An 18013-nucleotide genomic window follows, 5' to 3' on the forward strand; every position below is an offset into this window, starting at 1 on the left:
TCAGAGTGCTGGGGGCAACCGGGCGCGGCGAGACACCGCCGCGCCCGGAAGAAGCACCACCCCACAGCCCCCATGTTTCACGTGAAACCGAATCACGTGACGCCCGAGGCATGGAGACGATCATGCCAAGTCAGGCCCAGGAACATCCGCGGCCCCCGCAGTGCGCCGCCGCCGGTCCCCAAGCTCAGGACCGAACAGCGACCGCATAGCCAGCTCCTGCTCCATAACCCCGGACAACCGACGTACGCCCTCGCGGAGCCGTTCCGGCGACGAGAACGAGAAGTTCAACCGCATGTTCTGCGTCCCGACCCCATCGGCGTAAAACCCAGTCCCGGGCACGTACGCCACCCGGGCCGCGATCGCGCGCGGCATCATCGCCTTCGAGTCCAGCCCCTCCGGCAGCGTCGCCCACACAAAGAGCCCGCCCGCCGGCGTGGTCCAGGACGTCCCGGCCGGCATCATGTCCTCGAGCGCCGACAGCAGAGCATCCCGGCGCTCGCGGTACACCTCGCGGTAGACCTTGATCTGCTCCCGCCACGGCATCGTCGAGAGGTACTGCGTCACGGCGCCTTGGGCGAACGCACTCGGGCAGAGGATCATCGCCTCGGAGGCCATGACCAGCTTCTCGCGTACGGCATGGGGTGTCAGAATCCAACCGACCCGCAGCCCGGGCGCGAAGGTCTTGGAGAACGTGCTCACGTAGAAGACACCGTCGCGACGGCGGGCGCGCAGCGGCAGCGGCGCATCCCCCTCGAAGCTCAGCATCCCGTAGGGATCGTCCTCGACCACGAGCAGTCCGTGCGCGGCGCAGATGTCGAGGATCTCCTCGCGGCGAGCCTCGGACAGGGTCACGCCGGCCGGGTTCTGGTAGGTCGGGATCGTGTAGAGGAACTTGGCCCGCCCGCCCGTCGCGGCGATGGCCTCGACGAGTGCTGCGGGGATCAGGCCGTCGGCGTCCATTGCCACGTGCCGCACCTGTGCCTGGGCGGCCTGGAACACGCCGAGTGCGCCGACATACGTCGGCCCCTCGGCGAGCACCACGTCACCCGGATCCAGGAACAGCCGCGCGATCAGATCGAGCGCCTGCTGGCCGCCGACCGTGACCACCACGTCGTCGGGGGACGCGTCGTGGATGCCGGACAGCGCCATCACTTCGCAGATCCGTTCGCGGAGCTCGACGGTGCCCTGGCCGATGCCGTACTGGAGGGAGGTCGTGCCCTGCTCCGCCGCGAGCTTGCCGAGCATCTCGCCGACCGCGTCGAGCGGGAGGGCGGCGATGTACGGCGAGCCACCGGCCAGCGACACCACCTCGGGCCGGCTGGCGACGGCGAACAGGGCGCGGATCTCGGAAGTGGTCATCCCCCGGACCCGCCGCGCATAGCGGTCGGTGTAGTCATCCTGTGTGGTGCCGGACATGCGTGTCACCCCTCAAAGAACGGTCGGAAAGAGGTCATGTTAATCACTGGCATCACTCGTAAGCCTGGTCATTAACGGGCCGATCAAGGAGTGGGAAGCGTAAGATTCCGCCGGGGACGCGGCCGGCGTCCGGATATATCCGTCCGATGATTGAGGGGTTCGCCCATGTCGCGACGCCTTGTCAGCCTGACCCTCGATACTCTCGAGGATCTGCCGCGGCCATGCCGCCAGTGCGTCTACTGGGAGCTTGACCCGGTGTCGGCCGAGCGGGCGTGCGCCTCCGGCGATCCGGGGCTGGAGAAGGAGGCCTGGGTCTCGCAGACGCTCCTCGAGTGGGGCTCCTGCGGCAAGCTCGCCTACGTCGACGGCATGCCGGCCGGGTTCGTGATGTACGCGCCGCCCGCCTACGTGCCGCGCTCGATGGCCTTCCCGACCAGCCCGGTCAGCGCCGACGCCGTGCTGCTGATGACGTCGCACGTGGTGGCCGCGTTCGCCGGCGGCGGGCTGGGACGGATGCTCGTGCAGGGCGTCGCTCGTGACCTCACCAAGCGTGGGGTCAAGGCGATCGAGGCGTTCGGCGACGCGAAGTTCGGCGAGGCGGGCGAGGGCGAAGAGGGCTGTGTCTCGCCGGTTGATTTCTTCCTGTCGGTGGGATTCAAGACGGTACGCCCGCATCCGCGCTACCCGCGACTGCGCCTTGAGCTGCGCACCGCCCTGTCCTGGAAGTCCGACGTCGAGTACGCGCTGGAGAAACTGCTCGGCTCGATGAGCCCGGACACGCTGCTGCGCCCGGTCCGACCCGCGACGGCCACGCGCAGCGGGCAGAGCTGACCCACGCGCGCAGCGGGCAGAGCTGACCCACGCGCGCAGCGGGCGGAGCTGACCCACGCGCGCAGCGGGCGGAGCTGACCCACGCGCGCAGCGGGCGGAGCTGACCCACGCGCGCAGCGGGCGGAGCTGACCCACGCGCGCAGCGGGCGGAGCTGACTGCGGGCGGAGCGGAATAATTGCGTTCGAAATTTAAAATCGCGCGGCGCACCGCCCCCGCCCCCACCCCGTCACTGGGTGGGCGTTGAACGTAGCGGAACGGTTTGACGAAGTTGTTAGCTGTCCACAGGGCTATGCGCGGCGGGACGCGATTGCCATGCGCAGCTGGCGGACGTCGATCGAGCCGGTCGGCACATCGTTCTCGACGGGGTAGTACATGCGCTGCACCGCCGCCAGGATGGCCTCCACGATCTGCTCGCGGAACAGCGGGTTCACCAGCCGGTCGCGGTCCTTCGGCGACGTCAGATAACCCAGGTCCACGCGTACGGCCGGCATCCGCGTCAAGCGCAGCAAGTCCCACGTCTTGTAGTGGATGCGGCAGTTCTCCATGCCGGTGCGGACGACGATCTCCCGCTGCACCAGGTTGGCCAGCCGCTCCCCCACGGTCGACGTCACGCCGCTGCCGGTGCCGTAGTGGTAGGCGGCGACGCCGTCCGCGTCGGGGTTGATGTTCTCGTCCAGGTGCAGGGAGATCAGCAGGTCGGCGCCCAGCCCGTTGGCCAGGTCGGCACGCTGCGCTCCGGTCATCGGCTGGGTCGGCTGCGGGCCGCGGGTCAGATGCACCCGCATGCCGGCGGCGGCGAGCCGGCCCTCGAGGCGCGCTGCCACGTCGTACACCAGGTCTGCCTCGGTCCAGCGCAGCGGACCGTCGGGGACCACCACGCCGAGGTCTTCCCCGCCGCCGTGCCCGGGGTCGATGACGATCGTCTTGCCGACCAGGTTGGGGCCGGACTGCCGGAACGCCTCGGCCTCGCGCAGCCATTGCGGGCGCCCGCCGACCACCTTGCGGCCGAGGCGGCGCAGCGCCTTCATGGTCTGGGGGCCGCACGAGCCGTCCGAGGTGAGGCCGACCTCGCGCTGGAACTGGGCCACCGCACGCGCCGTCTGCGCGCCGTAGATGCCGTCCGCGCGGCCGCTGTCGAAGCCCATCTCCAGCAGGCGTTCCTGGAGCGCGCTGACATCCTCACCAACCAGTGCATTGGGTACGGAGTGGAAGAGCGTCCGTGCCCCCAGCTTCCAGCGGGCGCCGTCCAGAGCCGCCCAGGTTTCCGTGCCGACGAGGCCGTCCACGCCGATGCCCCGGCTCTGCTGGAAGGCACACACCGCGGTCTCGGTGTCCTCGTCGAAGACGTCGGCCGTCGACGCAACGGTGGCGGTGGGGTCGGGGTCGCCGGGGAGGAACTCGAGCTGGACCAGGATCGAACGGATCTCCGCGACGGCCGGTCCGGTCTCTCCACGTCGGATCGCACGCACGAGGGCGACTCCTCTAGCTCGAAAGGGGGAACGTCCGGAGCGTACTACCCAATCACAGCAGTCCCGATCACCCCGGAGGGGCACAAAAAAGGACACCCCGCGCTCATCGAACGCGGGGTGCCGGAGAACTCTGTCAGAGAGCCGACTCGATCAGGTTGATCAGAGCGGTCTTGGGCTTGGCGCCGGCCACGGACTTGACCGCCTCGCCACCCTTGAACATGGTCAGCGTCGGCACCGACATCACCCGGTAGGCGCGAGCCGTCTCCGGGTTCTCGTCGATGTTGAGCTTCACGATCTGCACCTTGTCGCCCATCTCCGTGGCGATTTCGGCCAGCAGCGGCTCGACCTTGCGGCACGGCGCGCACCACTCGGCCCAGAAGTCGACAAGCACGGGCTTGTCGGACTGCAGTACGTCACTGGCGAACGTGGCGTCGGTTACCGCCTTCGTTGCTCCCACGGGATGGACCTCCTGATTACAGCTCGACGAAAGATGCGATGAAGCGCTCGGCGTCCAGTGCGGCGGCACAACCGGTGCCGGACGCGGTGATGGCCTGCCGGTAGGTGTGGTCCACCAGGTCACCGGCGGCGAACACGCCGGCGATGTTGGTGCGGGTGCTCGGGGCGTCCACCTTGACGTACCCCTCGTCATCCAGCTCGATCTGGCCCTTGAACAGCTCGCTGCGCGGGTCGTGGCCGATCGCCACGAACACGCCGGTCACGTCGAGGACCTTGGTCTCGTCGGTCTCGGTGTTGCGCACGCGGGCGCCGACGACCTTGCCGTCCTCGCCGAGGATCTCCTCGACGAGCGAGTTCCACTCGACCTTGATCTTCGGGTTGTTCAGCGCGCGGGCGGCCATCACCTTGCTGGCCCGGAACGAGTCGCGGCGGTGCACGATCGTCACGGTCTCGGCGAAGCGGGTGAGGAAGGTCGCCTCCTCCATCGCGGAGTCGCCGCCGCCCACCACGACGATGTTCTGGTTGCGGAAGAAGAACCCGTCACAGGTGGCACAGGACGACACGCCGTGGCCGAGCAGCTCCTGCTCGCCGGGGATGCCCAGCGGGCGCCACGCGGAACCAGTGGCCAGGATCACCGCCCGGGCGAAGTACTCGGTCTCGCCCACGTACACGGTCTTGAGGCCCTCGGCGCCCGGCTCGGTGACCTTTTCGCCGAGCTCGACCCGGGTCACGTCGTCGGTGAGGAACTCCGCGCCGAACCGCTCGGCCTGCTTGCGCATGTTGTCCATGAGCTCGGGGCCCATGACACCGTCGGGGTGCCCGGGGAAGTTCTCCACCTCGGTGGTGGTCATCAGCGCGCCACCGGACTGGACGCCCTCGATGACCAGCGGCTTGAGGTTCGCACGAGCCGCGTACAGCGCCGCGGTGTAGCCGGACGGTCCCGAGCCGATGATGATCAGGTTTCGGACCTCGTCCACTGCCGACTCCTAAAGTCTGTCGCCGCCGACGCACACGCACCGGCGAATCCGAACCCTAGAACGTCAAGGTGGAGACGCGCCATTCCCGTCCCGAACACGCCCGTGTCCGGCGTCACGAACTGGGAAATCCAGGGCCCCTCAGCCTACCCGCACCATTGAACGGACCTGTGCGCCGCGACCGGACGCGCCGCAATCGGGACCGGTCGCCCAGACCCACTCCGTCTGGGCCGCGGTGAACCGCACGATCAGCGCCGGTGCACCCGCGAAGGCGGCGAAGTCGACGGACTTCACGGCGATCGGGCCGGCGCCGTTCTCCAGCGCCACCTGCTGCAGACAGGCCTGCAACGCGTCGCTGCTGCTGCGCAGTTGGGCCAGCCCGGCGGCGGTGCGGCTCGAGAATTCCTGGGGGCGCGCTGTCGAGTCGGCCGCGGAGGGGCGTGTCGAGTTGTTATCGGCGGACGAACCCGGGGCGGCCGACCCTGATGCCTTCGGCCGGATTTCGAGCATCGGGTCCTTGGCCGAGGCCATCCAGCGCAGCGACTGCTCGGAGTAGTCCAGCCCGCTGGTGAGGGTCTGATCGGGTCCGGTGACCAACGAGCCGCCGGCGGCCCGCTCGGCGTTGTCCGCGGCGGCCATCGGGGCGTTGGCAGCGCCCGCGCTGGAGTTGGAGGCGTCGTCACCGGCCTTGTCGCTGGTGAGGTAGGCGGCGCCGAAACCGGCGAAGGCCACCACACCCGCGGCCGCGGCGATGGGTGCGGCCCAGCGGAGACGCCGCCGGCGAGACGTCGGCTTGCGGTCCTCAACCCCGGTGGGTACGGAGACCAGGTGCCGATCGCCGGCACCGCGGACCGGTTCGAGATGCGGCTCGGAGGGTGACCCGAGCCCAGAGTCGGCAAGCTCAGAGTCGGCCAGCTCAGAGTCGGCCAGCTCGGGGCTGGTGAGTGTGGGATGGGTCAGCGCAGGGTCGGCGAGCTCGGGATCGATGGTCGTCGGCTCGGCGATCGGCGAGGTGAACGCGTCCTCCAGGCGTACCCAAAGATCGTCGGGCATGGGCTCCGCGGCCGTGCCCATCGCACCCAGCTCGGCACCCACCATGTCCATCGCCGGCGCCAGCCGGGCGTAGGCGGACCGCCACTCGGGGTCGTCCGCCACCAGCCGGGCGACCCGCTGCTGCTCGGGACCGTCCAGGGCGTCACCGATGAAATCGGCCAGCAGGTCGACGTCGACCGTGCCGAACTCGTCCGCGGTCATCGGCGCTCCCTCCCCTCGGACCTCGCCTGCACCGACCTCGATGGGACGCTGCCGGTCGGTTGATGGTTCCCGTGACCATCGTCTCCCTTGCGCAGGTGGCCGAGCTGGAGGGCCATCCGTGCCCGGCCGCGCGCGCATCTGCTCTTGATCGTGCCCTCCGCGACGCCGAGGATCTCAGCGGCCTCGGCCACCGGATAGCCCTGCACGTCGACCAGCACCAGCGCGGCCCGCTGCTCGGCCGGCAACTCGGCGAGCGCCTGCCGCACCACCAGCGCCGTCTCGTGGTCGCGAACGGGCGCCGCGGGCTCGGGGCCACCGGCCGTGCCACCGTCGTCGGTGTGCCGGCCGTCCGGCAGCGGCACCGTCGGATGGGCCTGGCGCTTGCGGACGCGGTCCAGGCAGGCGTTCACCACGATGCGGTGCAGCCAGGTCGTGACCTGGGCGTCGCCACGGAACCGGGCGGCCGCGCGGTGCGCCGAGAGCAGGGCGTCCTGTACGGCGTCGGCGGCCTCCTCGCGGTCGCCGACCGTGCGCAGGGCCACCGCCCACAGCCGGTCGCGATGCCGGCGGACCAGCTCCGCGAACGCGCCGGGGTCGCCGTCGACGTGGGCGCGCAAGAGGTCGGCGTCGGTTACGCCCTCTGTCGCACCGCCGATGGTCACGCTGAGAATCTAGTCGACTCGGGCGAGTGGCCGCTTACCCGGTCAGTTGCCGTAGACCTCGATGTTGCCGACGGTCACCTGGTACTTGCCGCTGCCGTCGTCGGCCTTCGGCAGGTCGGTCAGGAACACCAGGATGTACTGGTATTTCTGGTCCGGGTCGAAGACCGGGAAGATCTCCTTGGTCCCGTCCGTCCGGCTGGTGTCGGCCTCGCCGAGCTTCTTGTAGTCGGCAACGATCTTGGCGTCGCCCTGGCGGCTGTCGCCCGGGTCGCTGGTGCCGACCCGGATGTCCATCGCGACACCGGCGACCGAGGTCTCGACGCGCACGTCCGAGACCGAGCGGGGCTCCTTGAGGTTGATCAGGACGCCCATGCCCTTTTTGTTGTTGCCGAAGTTGGACTGGTTGTAGCGCTGCGTCTCCCAGCCCGTCTCGGTGTCGCCGTCGACGGTGAGCTTGGCCTCGTCGGAGTCGTCGCGGGTGCCGTTCGGCGGGTCGACGATGCGGACCATGTCGGCGGTCAACTTGATCTTCTGAGGCGCGGGCGCCTCGGCCTGACCGCTCGGGGTCCCGGCGCCGGACTCCGCCCCGGCGGGCGGGTTGCCGGCCTGGGTGGTCTGCGACGGATTGGGCTTGCCCGAGTTGCTGATCGCGCGGATGCCGAAGATCAAGCCGATCAGGGCGATCACGACCAGCGCGCCGACCCCGACGACGATCTTGCGGGTGCTCCGGACCGGCTCCGACGACGTCGCCTGGGCGAACCGCAGCGGGCCGACGTCCTCGTACTCGTCCTCGGCGGCGTCCAGCCTGTCCAGCTCCGCGGCCAGGGCGTCGGCCTCGGGCGCGGCGACCCGCTTGTCCAGCAGGTCCATGGTCAGGTCGTCGAGATAGGCCGGAACGCCCGGCCGGATCTGCCGCGGGGCGACGATCGAACCGGTCGCGTCGCGGCTGGCGTCCGGCAGGGTGGACTGCTCGATCTCGGCGTGCGGCCATGTGCCGGTCAGCGCGAAGTAGAGAAGACCACCGACCGCGCGCACATCGCCCTCGGCGGTGTCCGCGGAATCGGCCCGGGCATCGGCCAGCACGACCCGGCCGTCGTCGCCGATCAGCGTGGTGCCCGGGTGCACGTTGCCGTGCACCATGCCGGTGGCGTGCACCGCGGCCAGCGCGTCGGCGATCGAGTGCGCGATCGCGGTGGCGCGAGCCGGGTCCAGCGGACCGTTCGCGGCGACCATGTCTCGCAGCGCCTCGCCGTCGACCCACTCACGCACGACATAGGCCCGCTGGGCCTCGTCGATCGCGTCGTAGACACCGCAGAGGTTGGGATGAATGACCCGGCTCGCGGCGACCGCGGCCTGGAGCATCTCGGTCGCGGAGTCGCCGCCGGGATAGCGCAGCACGACCGCGACCGGTCGTCGGAGGATCACGTCGATGCCCTGCCAAACCTGGCGGCCGGCGCTGTCATCGTTGACGTGTTCCTGAAGTTGGTAGCGCTCCGCCAGGATCTCACCGACGGTGGGTGCACCGAAGGTCATGACCGGACCGGCCTCATCGGCCGTGGTCTCCTGGCCTTCGCCGACCTGGGTCACCCGTCCTCCTCGGTGGTGCACACGTGTCCAGAGCGACCTTACCCGTACGCCGCCAGCGCCCTACGGGTCATCCCCCTGGCGCGGCAACGCCAAACAAAGCCCTGGCTGGGGCGGTTCGTCCGAATGGCGGAGCTGAACTAGCCGAACAGAAAGTTATCCACAGCTTGTACACACCCGTCAACGCCCAAGTTTGCGCCGGACCATGCTGATCACCTGACTGATCTCCGGAACGCGAAGGAGGGCCGCGATGCCCAGATACGTCACCAGGATCACCGCGGCGCCGGCAAACAGCTGGAGGAGGGCCTCCAGGCGGTCCGGCGTGGCACCACCCGGCAGCAGGCGCACCACCAGCCAGCCGAGTGCGCCGGCCACCGCGGCGGCCAGCAGGACCTTGAGCATCGCCAGCACGAGCGAGCTCAGGTTGAGCCGCCCGATCCGCCGGCGCAGGACGGCCAGCGAGATGACGGCGGACAGGGCGTACGAGACGGCGTTGGCGGCCGTCATGCCCGCGGCGGCCATCGACGAGGACAGCAGCTCGGCGAGCACCAGGTAACCGGCGATGCGCAGGATCACCACCGGGATGTTGATCAGCGCGACCGTCTTGTTGCCCTGGAGCGAATAGAAGGCATAGGTGCAGAGATAACTGATCGACAGCGGGATCACGACGAGCGAACCGGCGACCAGGACCGTGCCGGTGGCGTACGCGGCGTCGAAATTGAAGTTGCCACCCTGGAAGAGCGTGACCGCGATCGGGACACCGAGCACCGCGTAGATCGCCACGATCGGCGCCAGGGCGGTCGTGACCAGCCGGATCCCCCGGCGCAGGTCGGCGCTGACGTCGGCGAGCCGGCCCTCCGCCGCGGCCGCGCTCATCTTGGGCAGCAGCGCGGTCATCACCGAGACGCCGATGATCCCGTGCGCCATCATGGTCAGCAGGAAGACGTAGTTGTAGGCCAGCGTGCTCGCGTTGTCGTTGCCGGAGACGCTGCTCAGCAACCGCACCACGATGAAGACCGCGACCTGGTTGGCGACGACGTAACAGAGCATCCAGCCGGCCAGCCGGCCGATCTCGCCGAGCCCGAGACCACGCGGATCCCAGCGCCAGTTCCACGTGAAACCGACCTTGCGCAGCGCCGGGAGCAGGCCCAGCGCCTGGACGATCATGCCGAGCAGGCTGCCGCCGCCGATCACCGCGACCATGGCGGGCGTCATGTCGGCGACGGACAGGCCGTCCTCGGTCTGGAAGACGAGCAGGAAGACGCCGCAGGCCGCGATCACGACCAGGCTGTTCAGGATCGGCGCCCACATCGGTGCGGCGAAGTGCCCGCGGACGTTGAGCACGGCGCCGATCAGCGCGGACACGCCGGTGAAGAAGATGATCGGCAGCATCAGGTACGCGAACAGCGTGACGAGATCGCGGTACTCCGGCGTGGTCCCGCCACCGGACTGGATCCACGTGATGACCGGCGCGGCCGCGACCACCAGCACTGTCGCGATGCCCAGGCTGACCACGGCAAAGGTCAAGAGCTTCTGGGTGTACGCCTGGCCGGCGTCCGGGTCGGCCTTGCGGCGGCGCACCAGCAACGGGATCAGGACACTGCTCAGGATGCCGCCGAGGAGCAGCTCGTAGATCTGGTTCGGAAGGAACTGGGCACTCGTGTACGCGTCGCCGACCGCCGAGCCCAGGGTCATGCCGAGCAGGGCGTTGCGAACGAAGCCGATGATCCGGCTGACGAAGCTCCAGACGGCCATGATGGCGCTCTGCTTCGTGGTGCCGGGGCCGGGCTCCTCGGGCGGGAGGGAGTTCTCCTCGGCGGCCACGAGGCCGGGGGTGGGCTCGGTGATCGGGATGATGCCGCTGTCCTGCGCGGACGTCGCCAGGCCCGGGCGGTCGAACGGGAGGGGGTCGGGCTTGTCGTAGCTCGTGGCTTCTGACAGACGGTCGTAGGCCGACGCGCCGGCGGCGTGGTCGTAGCCGCCGGACTCAGCGGGCCGGTCGTAGCCGCTGGACTCAGCGGGCCGGTCGTAGCCGGTGGGCTCTCCGGGCGGGTCGTAGCCTGCCGCGGCGCTGGGATAGGTCGAACTGGGATAGACGGTGCCGGCGCCGCCGGGATCGGCCGGGGACGGACCGGTCGGGCCGGCCTGGTTCGGCACACCCTGGTCCGGCGCGGCATGCGCCGGCGCCGACTGGTCGGGCATGGCATACGCGGGCGTGGCCCGCTCGGGCGTGGCCCGCTCGGGCGTGGCCCGCTCGGGCTCGCCCTGCTCAGGCGCGGCCTGTTCGGGCTGGTCGGCCGCGGTGCGGTCGCTCGGGCGGACGTAGGTGGCCTCGGGCTGGCCGTCCTCGTGGTCGGCGTGCGAACTGCGGTACAGGCCGCCGGTCACGATGTCCTCCCATGGTCGTGGCGATGCAGCGAAGCCTAAAGCCGTGACGCCCGGCGCACGCGCGGCGGTCTCCCGAGCGGCTAGAGGTGGCGGCGCAGGACGGTGCCGGGGGCGGCGCCGGCGAGGGTTTCGAGCATCCAGCAGGCCTCGGCGGGGACCAAAGGCTCGCTCAGGGCGTCCAGGACCGTCGGGTGGTCGCAGCCGGCCTCGGTCAGCACGCGCACCAGGTCAGCCACGGCGGTCAGGTCGCCGCCGTCGGCGATCGTGCGGGCCAACGGGCGTACGCCGGCGAAGGTTGGATCTTGGGAGAGCTCGGACAGGCGCTTGTCGGCGAGGCGGAGCATGTGGTCCAGCTCGTCGCCGGGGAAGCGATGGCCGGAGCGGACCTCGGCGCGGGGGTGGTCGCCGGCGAGGTAGGCGGCGATCGTGGCGTCGTCGAGCACCCGCGGCGACGGCCACCAGGCGGCGTCGGCGAAGAACGGCAGCGGCGGCTCGTGGCGCGGATCGGGCAGGTCGGTGGCGGGTGGCGGGCGCAGCAGCGAGCGGTAGGCCGCCGTACGCACCGCGGTGATCTGATGCTCGTCGTCCTCCGGCAGGGCCGGCGCGAACGGCGAGAGCAAGGCCACCACCAGGCCCGGATGGGGCAGCGTGGGGTCCTCCAGCGCGATCACCCGGGCGCACAGGTCCAGCTCCCACCAGCGCAGGGCGGCCGGGATCGGCAGGCCGGGCCCCGTCCAGCCGAGCTGGACCGGTTCGGCGGTGGCCGGGCCGCGCAGGCCGAGCGAGCGCTCACCGGTCGCCGGGTCGGCCTCGAAGACCAGGCCGTAACCGCCGGCGACCGGCAGCGACATCCGGACGGTGGGCGCGGAAGCCGGCGAGGGGACGCCGGTCAGCATGGTGGACCAGAACGCGGGGTCCTCGCTGAGGCGGCTCAGCGCCTCGGAGACGGGCACGGCGCCCATCCTGCCCGCTTCGGGCGGTCGCCGCCACGACCGATACGCTGGTCGTCCCATGTCTGTACTGAACTCGGCGCAGCGCAACGCCGTTGCGGAACTGCTGCGTGTCTCGCCCGTCTCCGATGAGCTGGGGCGCCGTTTCGGCGCCGCCGGCCACGAGTTGCACCTGGTCGGTGGCTCGGTGCGGGACGCGCTGCTCGGCCGGCTCGGCGACGATCTCGACTTCTGCACCGACGCGCGCCCCGAGCAGACGCTCGCGGTGGTCAAGGGCTGGGCGGACGCGATCTGGGAGACCGGGCGCGACTTCGGCACGATCGGCGTGCAGAAGGACGGCCTGCGGATCGAGATCACCACGTTCCGGGCCGAGGCGTACGACGGCGTCACCCGCAACCCGACCGTCACCTACGGCGACAATCTGCTGGATGACCTGCAGCGGCGGGACTTCACGATCAACGCGATGGCCGTCTCGGTGCCGGGGCATCAGTTCACCGATCCGTACGGTGGGCTGGAAGATCTCGCCGCCGGCCTGATCCGGACCCCGGCCACCCCGGCGATGTCGTTCTCCGATGATCCACTTCGGATGCTGCGGGCCGCCCGATTCGCGTCGAAGCTCCAGTTCACTGTGGATGAATCGGTCATCTCGGCTATGCGAGACATGGCCGCTGATCTCGACCGGATCACCGCCGAGCGGATCCGGGACGAGTTCACCAAGCTGCTCAGTGGCGCCGACCCGGTTGCCGGGCTGCGGTTGCTCGTCGACACGGGGCTGGCCGACCGGTTCCTGCCCGAACTCTCCGGTCTCAAACTGGAGATCGACGAGCACGCCCAGCACAAGGACGTCTACGAGCACACGTTGATAGTCGTGCAGAACGCGATCCGCCTCGAGGGCGACAGCGGGCCCGACTTCACGCTGCGGATGGCCGCCCTGATGCACGACGTCGGCAAGCCCGCCACCAAGGATGTCGGCCGCGACGGGCGGGTCAGCTTCCACCACCACGAGGTGGTCGGCGCGCGGATGACCAAACAGCGCATGAAGGCGATGCGCTATCCCAAGGACGTGACCGCCGAGGTGGTCGAGCTGGTCGCCCTTCACCTGCGCTTCTATGGGTACGGGCGGGGCGAGTGGACCGATTCGGCGGTGCGTCGCTACGTCACCGACGCCGGACCGCTGCTCCCCCGGCTGCACAAGCTGACCCGATCCGACGTGACCACCCGCAACCGGCGCAAGGCGGCGCAGCTGGCCGCCGACTACGACGCCCTCGAGGTGCGCATCACCCGGCTGGCCGCCGAGGAGGATCTGGCGCGGGTCCGCCCGGACCTGGACGGCAACGCGATCATGGAACTGCTCGGCGTCCCGCCCGGCCCGGTCGTCGGCAAGGCCTGGAAGTTCCTGCGGGAACTGCGCCTGGAGCGCGGGCCGCTCGCCCGCGACGAAGCCGAGGCCGAACTGCTGAAGTGGGCCCGCGGCGAGGGCATAGTCGAGTAGGTCTCGCCGCCGGTTCGGGCTTGCGTGGAGGCGGCTGCGCGGTTCGGACTCGCGTGGAGGCGGCTGCGCGGTTCGGGCTCGCGTGGAGGCGGCTGCGCGGGTTGGGCTCGCGCGGGTTGGGCTCGCGGAAGGCGGCTGCGCGGGATGAGCTCGTGCGGAAACGGCACGCGTGCGGGGCTCGCGCGTGCGGGGCTCGCTTGGCTCGGCCTCGCGCAGTCGGCGCGCGTGGACGCGGGCGGGTGGGTCGGAGTCGTGCGGGTCAGCGGAGGTCGGCCCAGGAGCGCTCGAGGGCGACGCGGGCCTCCATCTCGAGCAGTTTGCGTTTCCGGTCGAGGCCGCCGCCGAAACCGACCATCTTGCCGCCGGCGCCGACCACGCGGTGGCACGGGACGATGATCGGGACCGGGTTGTGGTTGCAGGCCGTGCCGACGGCGCGGGACAGGCCGAGGTCGCCGAGCGCGGTCGCGATCTCGCCGTAGGTGATCATCTCGCCATAGGGGATCTTGGCGATCTCGGCCCAGACCGAACGCTCGAACTCGGACCCGCCGCGCATCTCCACCGGGACGGTGAACTCGGTCAGCGTGCCGGCGAAGTAGGCCCGCAACTCGTCGGCCGCCCGGACACCGACGCCGCCCGCGGCCAAGCTGGAGACGCCGCCCGCGGCCAAGCTGGAGACGCCGCCCGCGGCCAAGCCGGAGACGTGACCCGTGGTCGGGCCGGAGAGGTGGCCCGCAGCCAGGCCGGAGACGTGACCCGTGGTCGGGCCGGAGACGTCGAACCGCACGCCGATCACGGTCTCGCCGTCGAGCGAGATGCCGAGCGGGTCGATCGGGGAGTCCACCACCACATGCATGCGACCGATTCTCCTCGCCGGGTCTGACAAAAACTCAGAGCGTGCAGGGCAGCGGCAAATCAGAGCGTGCAGGGCAGCGGCAAATCAGAGCGTGCAGGGCAGCGGCGCGATCGACAGCACGGGCTTGCCGTCGACGATCCGGCCGGCCACGCACGCCTTGCCGGTCGAAGCGGCGAAGTGGTCCGCGGCGACGAGCGGATCGAGGAGACCGGTCTTGGTCAGCGCGCGGGTGATCGCCGCCGGGGTCAGCCCGATGTCCGAGTGCTGGAGCAGGTTCAGCTCGAGGCTGAGGATGCGGGCGCAGGCATCGGCGCCGCGGGCGGCCGCCTCAGGGATCTCGCCACTTCGGGGCAAGGGGGTCAGCTGTTGCGCGAGCGCTCGGCGGCTGCGCTCGGCGGCGTCGCCGGAAAGCTCCGAGCCACCGGACGGCAGGTGGGCGATGATCGGGTCCTGGGCGCAGGACACCGTGCCATCTTTCGCGGGCATCCGGGTGAGGAAGGAGGTGATGTCCGGCTGGGCGATCGAGGCGGCGGGCGCCTCGGCCGTCATGGTGACGGTGCTGACGCTCGCGTGGCCCTCGGGCGTGTTGCCGGGGCGGGCGCATGCGGCCACCGCGGCCACCAGTGCGCCGCTGGTCACCGTACACATGAGAAGGGTTTTGACCGGCCTTGAACGACCGGCCTGTGCACCGGGCCCGCGAGGGACGGCCGGGCGGATGGCACGAGGGGCCGAACCATCGACGGCTCGGCCCCTCGGACGCGTCACGCGGGGAGCTTAGCGCTCCACCTCGCCCTTGATGAAGGCCTCGACGGCAGCCTTGGCATCGTGGTCGCTGTACTGCTCCGGCGGCGACTTCATGAAGTAGGAGCTGGCGCTCAGGATCGGGCCGCCGATGCCGCGGTCCTTGGCGATCTTCGCCGCCCGCACCGCGTCGATGATCACGCCGGCCGAGTTGGGCGAGTCCCACACCTCGAGCTTGAGCTCGGCCATCAGCGGGGTGTCACCGAAGCTGCGGCCCTCCAGCCGGATGTACGCCCACTTGCGGTCGTCCAGCCACGGCACGTGGTCCGACGGGCCGATGTGCACGTCACTCTTGATCATCTCGTGCGGGATCTGGCTGGTCACCGACTGGGTCTTGGAGATCTTCTTGGAGACCAGCCGGGTGCGCTCCAGCATGTTCATGAAGTCCATGTTCCCGCCGAAGTTCAGCTGGTACGTGCGCAGCAGTTCGACGCCGCGGTCCTCGAACAGCTTGGCCAGCGCGCGGTGCACGATCGTGGCACCGACCTGGCTCTTGATGTCGTCGCCGACGATCGGCAGGCCGGCGTCGGTGAACTTCTGTGCCCACACCGGGTCGGACGCGATGAACACCGGCAGAGCGTTGACGAACGCGCAGCCGGCGTCGATGGCCGCCTGGGCGTAGAACTTGTCGGCCTGCTCGGAGCCGACCGGCAGGTACGAGACAACGACGTCGACCTCGGCGTCACGGAGAGCCTGGACCACGTCCACCGGCTCGGCGGACGACTCGTCGATGATCTCCCGGTAGTACTGCCCGAGGCCGTCGAACGTCGGTCCACGCTGGACGGTCACGCCGGTCGGCGGCACGTCGCAGAGCTTGATGGTGTTGTTCTCGCTGGCGACGATCGCCTCGGCGAGGTCCATGCCCACCTTCTTGGCGTCCACATCGAACGCTGCGACGAAGGTCACATCGCCGACGTGGTAGTCGCCGAAGGTCACGTGCATGAGACCGGGAACGCGGTCGTTCGGGTCGGCGTTGCGGTAGTACTCCACGCCCTGGATCAGGGACGAGGCGCAGTTACCCACACCGACGATGGCGACGCGGACGGAGCCCATCGCGTTTGCCTCCTTGGTCATCAATGCCGGTCCTCAGGTGGGCCGGGATCAGCGGGGACGGATTCTTCGGGCGGCACAGGCCCTGACGGGGAACGGCCGGAGCGCTCATTCGTGATCAGCTCCTCCAGCCAGCGGACCTCGCGCTCGCAGGCGTCCAGTCCGTGTCGTTGCAGTTCGAGGGTGTAGGCGTCGAGCCGGTCGGAGGCTCGCGACAGGACGTCGCGCAGCCCCTCTCGACGTTCCTCGACCCGGCGGCGGCGACCCTCGAGGATCCGCAGCCGGGTGGCCCGGTCGGTCCGGGCGAAGAAGGCGAAGTGCACCCCGAAACCGGCGTCGTCGTACGTCTCCGGTCCCGCCTGGGCGAGCAGGGCGGCGAACCGTTCCTTGCCCTCGGCGGTGATCTTGTAGACGACCCGGCCGCGCTTGCTGGTCAGGGGCGGAACCACGTCGGCGTCCGCATTGCCCGCAGCGGTGATCCAGCCGGCGGTTTGCAAGCGCTTGAGCGTGGGATACAGCGTTCCGTAACTGATCGCGGCACGGATCGTGCCGAGCTTGGTGGCGAGCTCCTTGCGCAGCTCGTAACCGTGCATCGGCGCTTCCTGGAGGAGGCCGAGGATGGCGAGCTCGAGCATCTCGCGTCACCCCTCTCCGATGTATCGGCCCGATACATCGCAACCGTAGATCGGCTTTACCGAAACAGCAACCAGATCATGCGTACGCGATCGCCGCGCCACGGTGCGTGATGACGGTCGCCGGGGCGGGGGTGACCGCGTACTCTCTACGCCGTGCGAACCCAGCGGCAGGTCGTCGACTACTCGCTTCAGAAGCGAGCGCTGCTGCGTGACCTGCACAACGGGCGGATCGGCACCCTCGAGGTGTGCGATGCATCCCCGTACCTGAAGAACGCGGCGAGGTTCCACGGTGAGCCCACCGACGACCGCTGTCCTGTCTGCCGCCTCGACAACCTGACTCTGGTGCACTACATATACGGCGACGAGCTCAAGCAGTCCGCCGGGCAGGCCCGCAAGGTGGCGGAGCTGCCGGTTCTGGCGATGACCCTGCGCGAGTTCCAGGTGTTCGTCGTGGAGGTGTGCCAGTCCTGCGCGTGGAACCACCTGACCGAGCAGTACCTGCTGGGACGGGATGCCCTGGACGCCGACGAGCCCGGACGGGACGCGGCGGCAGCGGGGTCGATGTCACACGGATGGGAGGGTCGTCGATGAACCGATCCGCCCTCGCTAACGTGGACACGTTTGAGACCGGTGCGGGCATCCAGCGCCGAAATCGGTCATTCTGGACATCCGACAGGGTGGCTGCCGCCGCGCAGCCCATAACGTCAGTCTGTGACGCGGACTGTGGCAGCCCCTCCAGGGCTTCCCGGCCACGACACCATGACCGGTAGGTGTGACCGATGAACTCGTACGGCGATCCGCAGTCCGCGCGCGCCCGGGCCAGCGTGCCCGGGTCCGGGCCTGCTCCCACGCCTGACGCCTATCGGCGTGGCTCCGGCCGCGCCGGCGTGAGTGGCTCGGCCTCCGTGGGCGGAAACAGTGGCCGTGTCCCGGCGGGTGCTCCCGGCGGTCGTGCCTCGGTGGGCTCGGCCTCGGTCGGGTCGGCCCGGGTCGGTGGGCGTGCGTCGGTGGGCGCGGCCCCGGTGGCCAGGGCCGCGGTCCGCCCCGGTCCGGTGCCCGGGCCGGTCTATGACGATCTGGCAGGTCCTGGTGGTCCGCCGCCGCCGGGTAAGGACCGGACCAAGGCGGCCAAGAAGCGGCGCCGGGCGAACATCCTGACCGCGCTGGCGGCGGTCGTGGTGATCCTGCTCGGTGGCG

General features: G+C 70.1%; 16 protein-coding genes and 1 pseudogene. 4 read left to right on the forward strand and 13 right to left on the reverse strand.

Features of this window, described 5'->3' with window-relative positions; all coding sequences use genetic code 11:
• Positions 1–120: 120 nt before the first annotated feature.
• Positions 121–1416 carry an aminotransferase-like domain-containing protein gene (locus QSK31_RS44155; RefSeq protein ID WP_285691020.1) on the reverse strand — a complete coding sequence of 432 codons (1296 nt, stop codon included), beginning with the start codon at positions 1414–1416 and terminating at the stop codon, positions 121–123.
• Between the two features lie 165 nt (positions 1417–1581).
• On the opposite strand from QSK31_RS44155, the gene QSK31_RS44160 reads away from it, so the two are divergent.
• The gene (locus tag QSK31_RS44160; RefSeq protein ID WP_285691022.1) at positions 1582–2247 is read left to right on the forward strand and encodes a GNAT family N-acetyltransferase; all 666 of its coding nucleotides are present in this window, start codon (positions 1582–1584) and stop codon (positions 2245–2247) included.
• A gap of 288 nt (positions 2248–2535) precedes the next feature.
• Here QSK31_RS44160 and QSK31_RS44165 read toward each other — a convergent pair whose 3' ends face one another.
• The 8 genes from QSK31_RS44165 to QSK31_RS44200 form a co-directional block, all read right to left on the reverse strand.
• A complete protein-coding gene (locus QSK31_RS44165; protein ID WP_285691023.1) occupies positions 2536–3717 on the reverse strand; it encodes an N-acetylmuramoyl-L-alanine amidase in 1182 nt (393 codons plus the stop codon).
• Between the two features lie 133 nt (positions 3718–3850).
• The gene (gene trxA, locus QSK31_RS44170; RefSeq protein WP_285691024.1) at positions 3851–4174 is read right to left on the reverse strand and encodes a thioredoxin; all 324 of its coding nucleotides are present in this window, start codon (positions 4172–4174) and stop codon (positions 3851–3853) included.
• Between the two features lie 16 nt (positions 4175–4190).
• Entirely contained in the window at positions 4191–5150 is a 960-nt protein-coding gene (trxB, locus tag QSK31_RS44175; protein ID WP_285691025.1) for a thioredoxin-disulfide reductase, read from the reverse strand.
• A gap of 138 nt (positions 5151–5288) precedes the next feature.
• Positions 5289–6401: an RsmA family anti-sigma factor gene (locus QSK31_RS44180; RefSeq protein WP_285691026.1), complete on the reverse strand. Its 1113-nt coding sequence runs from the start codon at positions 6399–6401 to the stop codon at positions 5289–5291.
• Positions 6398–7063: an RNA polymerase sigma factor SigM gene (gene sigM / locus QSK31_RS44185; RefSeq protein ID WP_285691028.1), complete on the reverse strand. Its 666-nt coding sequence runs from the start codon at positions 7061–7063 to the stop codon at positions 6398–6400. The genes QSK31_RS44180 and sigM overlap by 4 nt, the downstream gene beginning before the upstream one ends.
• Positions 7064–7105: 42 nt before the next feature.
• Positions 7106–8650, reverse strand: a complete 1545-nt coding sequence (locus QSK31_RS44190) for a protein kinase family protein (RefSeq protein ID WP_285691029.1) — start codon at positions 8648–8650, stop codon at positions 7106–7108.
• A 177-nt stretch (positions 8651–8827) separates the two neighbouring features.
• Positions 8828–11035, reverse strand: a complete 2208-nt coding sequence (murJ, locus tag QSK31_RS44195; RefSeq protein ID WP_285691030.1) for a murein biosynthesis integral membrane protein MurJ — start codon at positions 11033–11035, stop codon at positions 8828–8830.
• An 80-nt stretch (positions 11036–11115) separates the two neighbouring features.
• The gene (locus tag QSK31_RS44200; RefSeq protein ID WP_285691031.1) at positions 11116–11997 is read right to left on the reverse strand and encodes a hypothetical protein; all 882 of its coding nucleotides are present in this window, start codon (positions 11995–11997) and stop codon (positions 11116–11118) included.
• 49 nt (positions 11998–12046) lie between these two features.
• On the opposite strand from QSK31_RS44200, the gene QSK31_RS44205 reads away from it, so the two are divergent.
• On the forward strand, positions 12047–13477 hold the full coding sequence (locus QSK31_RS44205) for a CCA tRNA nucleotidyltransferase (RefSeq protein WP_285691032.1): 1431 nt from the start codon (positions 12047–12049) through the stop codon (positions 13475–13477).
• Positions 13478–13736: 259 nt separating this feature from the next.
• Here QSK31_RS44205 and QSK31_RS44210 read toward each other — a convergent pair whose 3' ends face one another.
• The 4 genes from QSK31_RS44210 to QSK31_RS44225 all read right to left on the reverse strand — a co-directional run bounded on the left by QSK31_RS44210 (position 13737) and on the right by QSK31_RS44225 (position 16816).
• Positions 13737–14330 carry a methylated-DNA--[protein]-cysteine S-methyltransferase gene (locus QSK31_RS44210; protein ID WP_285691033.1) on the reverse strand — a complete coding sequence of 198 codons (594 nt, stop codon included), beginning with the start codon at positions 14328–14330 and terminating at the stop codon, positions 13737–13739.
• A gap of 84 nt (positions 14331–14414) precedes the next feature.
• The gene (locus tag QSK31_RS44215) at positions 14415–14969 is read right to left on the reverse strand and encodes a hypothetical protein (RefSeq protein ID WP_285691034.1); all 555 of its coding nucleotides are present in this window, start codon (positions 14967–14969) and stop codon (positions 14415–14417) included.
• Between the two features lie 135 nt (positions 14970–15104).
• Positions 15105–16184, reverse strand: coding sequence for an inositol-3-phosphate synthase (locus QSK31_RS44220; RefSeq protein ID WP_285691042.1), 1080 nt, complete (start codon positions 16182–16184; stop codon positions 15105–15107).
• Between the two features lie 20 nt (positions 16185–16204).
• Positions 16205–16816: a PadR family transcriptional regulator gene (locus QSK31_RS44225; RefSeq protein ID WP_285691035.1), complete on the reverse strand. Its 612-nt coding sequence runs from the start codon at positions 16814–16816 to the stop codon at positions 16205–16207.
• Positions 16817–16969: 153 nt separating this feature from the next.
• Between QSK31_RS44225 and QSK31_RS44230 the strand changes: the two genes are divergently transcribed.
• Both QSK31_RS44230 and QSK31_RS44235 read left to right on the forward strand, forming a co-directional pair.
• The gene (locus QSK31_RS44230) at positions 16970–17407 is read left to right on the forward strand and encodes a DUF5318 domain-containing protein (protein WP_285691036.1); all 438 of its coding nucleotides are present in this window, start codon (positions 16970–16972) and stop codon (positions 17405–17407) included.
• Positions 17408–17595: 188 nt separating this feature from the next.
• Positions 17596–18013, forward strand: a pseudogene (locus tag QSK31_RS44235) (transglycosylase domain-containing protein); the annotation flags it as partial.

The sequence above is a fragment of the Actinoplanes sp. NBRC 103695 genome (assembly GCF_030269485.1).
Classification (GTDB): Bacteria; Actinomycetota; Actinomycetes; order Mycobacteriales; family Micromonosporaceae; genus Actinoplanes.

Coding starts and splice junctions, on each gene's coding strand:
- QSK31_RS44225 (WP_285691035.1), bottom strand. CDS start 16,816: ATGCTCGAGCTCGCCATCCTCGGCCTCCTCCAGGAAGCGCCGATGCAC.
- QSK31_RS44210 (WP_285691033.1), bottom strand. CDS start 14,330: ATGCATGTGGTGGTGGACTCCCCGATCGACCCGCTCGGCATCTCGCTC.
- QSK31_RS44200 (WP_285691031.1), bottom strand. CDS start 11,997: ATGGGCGCCGTGCCCGTCTCCGAGGCGCTGAGCCGCCTCAGCGAGGAC.
- QSK31_RS44220 (WP_285691042.1), bottom strand. CDS start 16,184: ATGGGCTCCGTCCGCGTCGCCATCGTCGGTGTGGGTAACTGCGCCTCG.
- QSK31_RS44205 (WP_285691032.1), top strand. CDS start 12,047: ATGTCTGTACTGAACTCGGCGCAGCGCAACGCCGTTGCGGAACTGCTG.
- QSK31_RS44155 (WP_285691020.1), bottom strand. CDS start 1,416: ATGTCCGGCACCACACAGGATGACTACACCGACCGCTATGCGCGGCGG.
- QSK31_RS44180 (WP_285691026.1), bottom strand. CDS start 6,401: ATGACCGCGGACGAGTTCGGCACGGTCGACGTCGACCTGCTGGCCGAT.
- QSK31_RS44160 (WP_285691022.1), top strand. CDS start 1,582: ATGTCGCGACGCCTTGTCAGCCTGACCCTCGATACTCTCGAGGATCTG.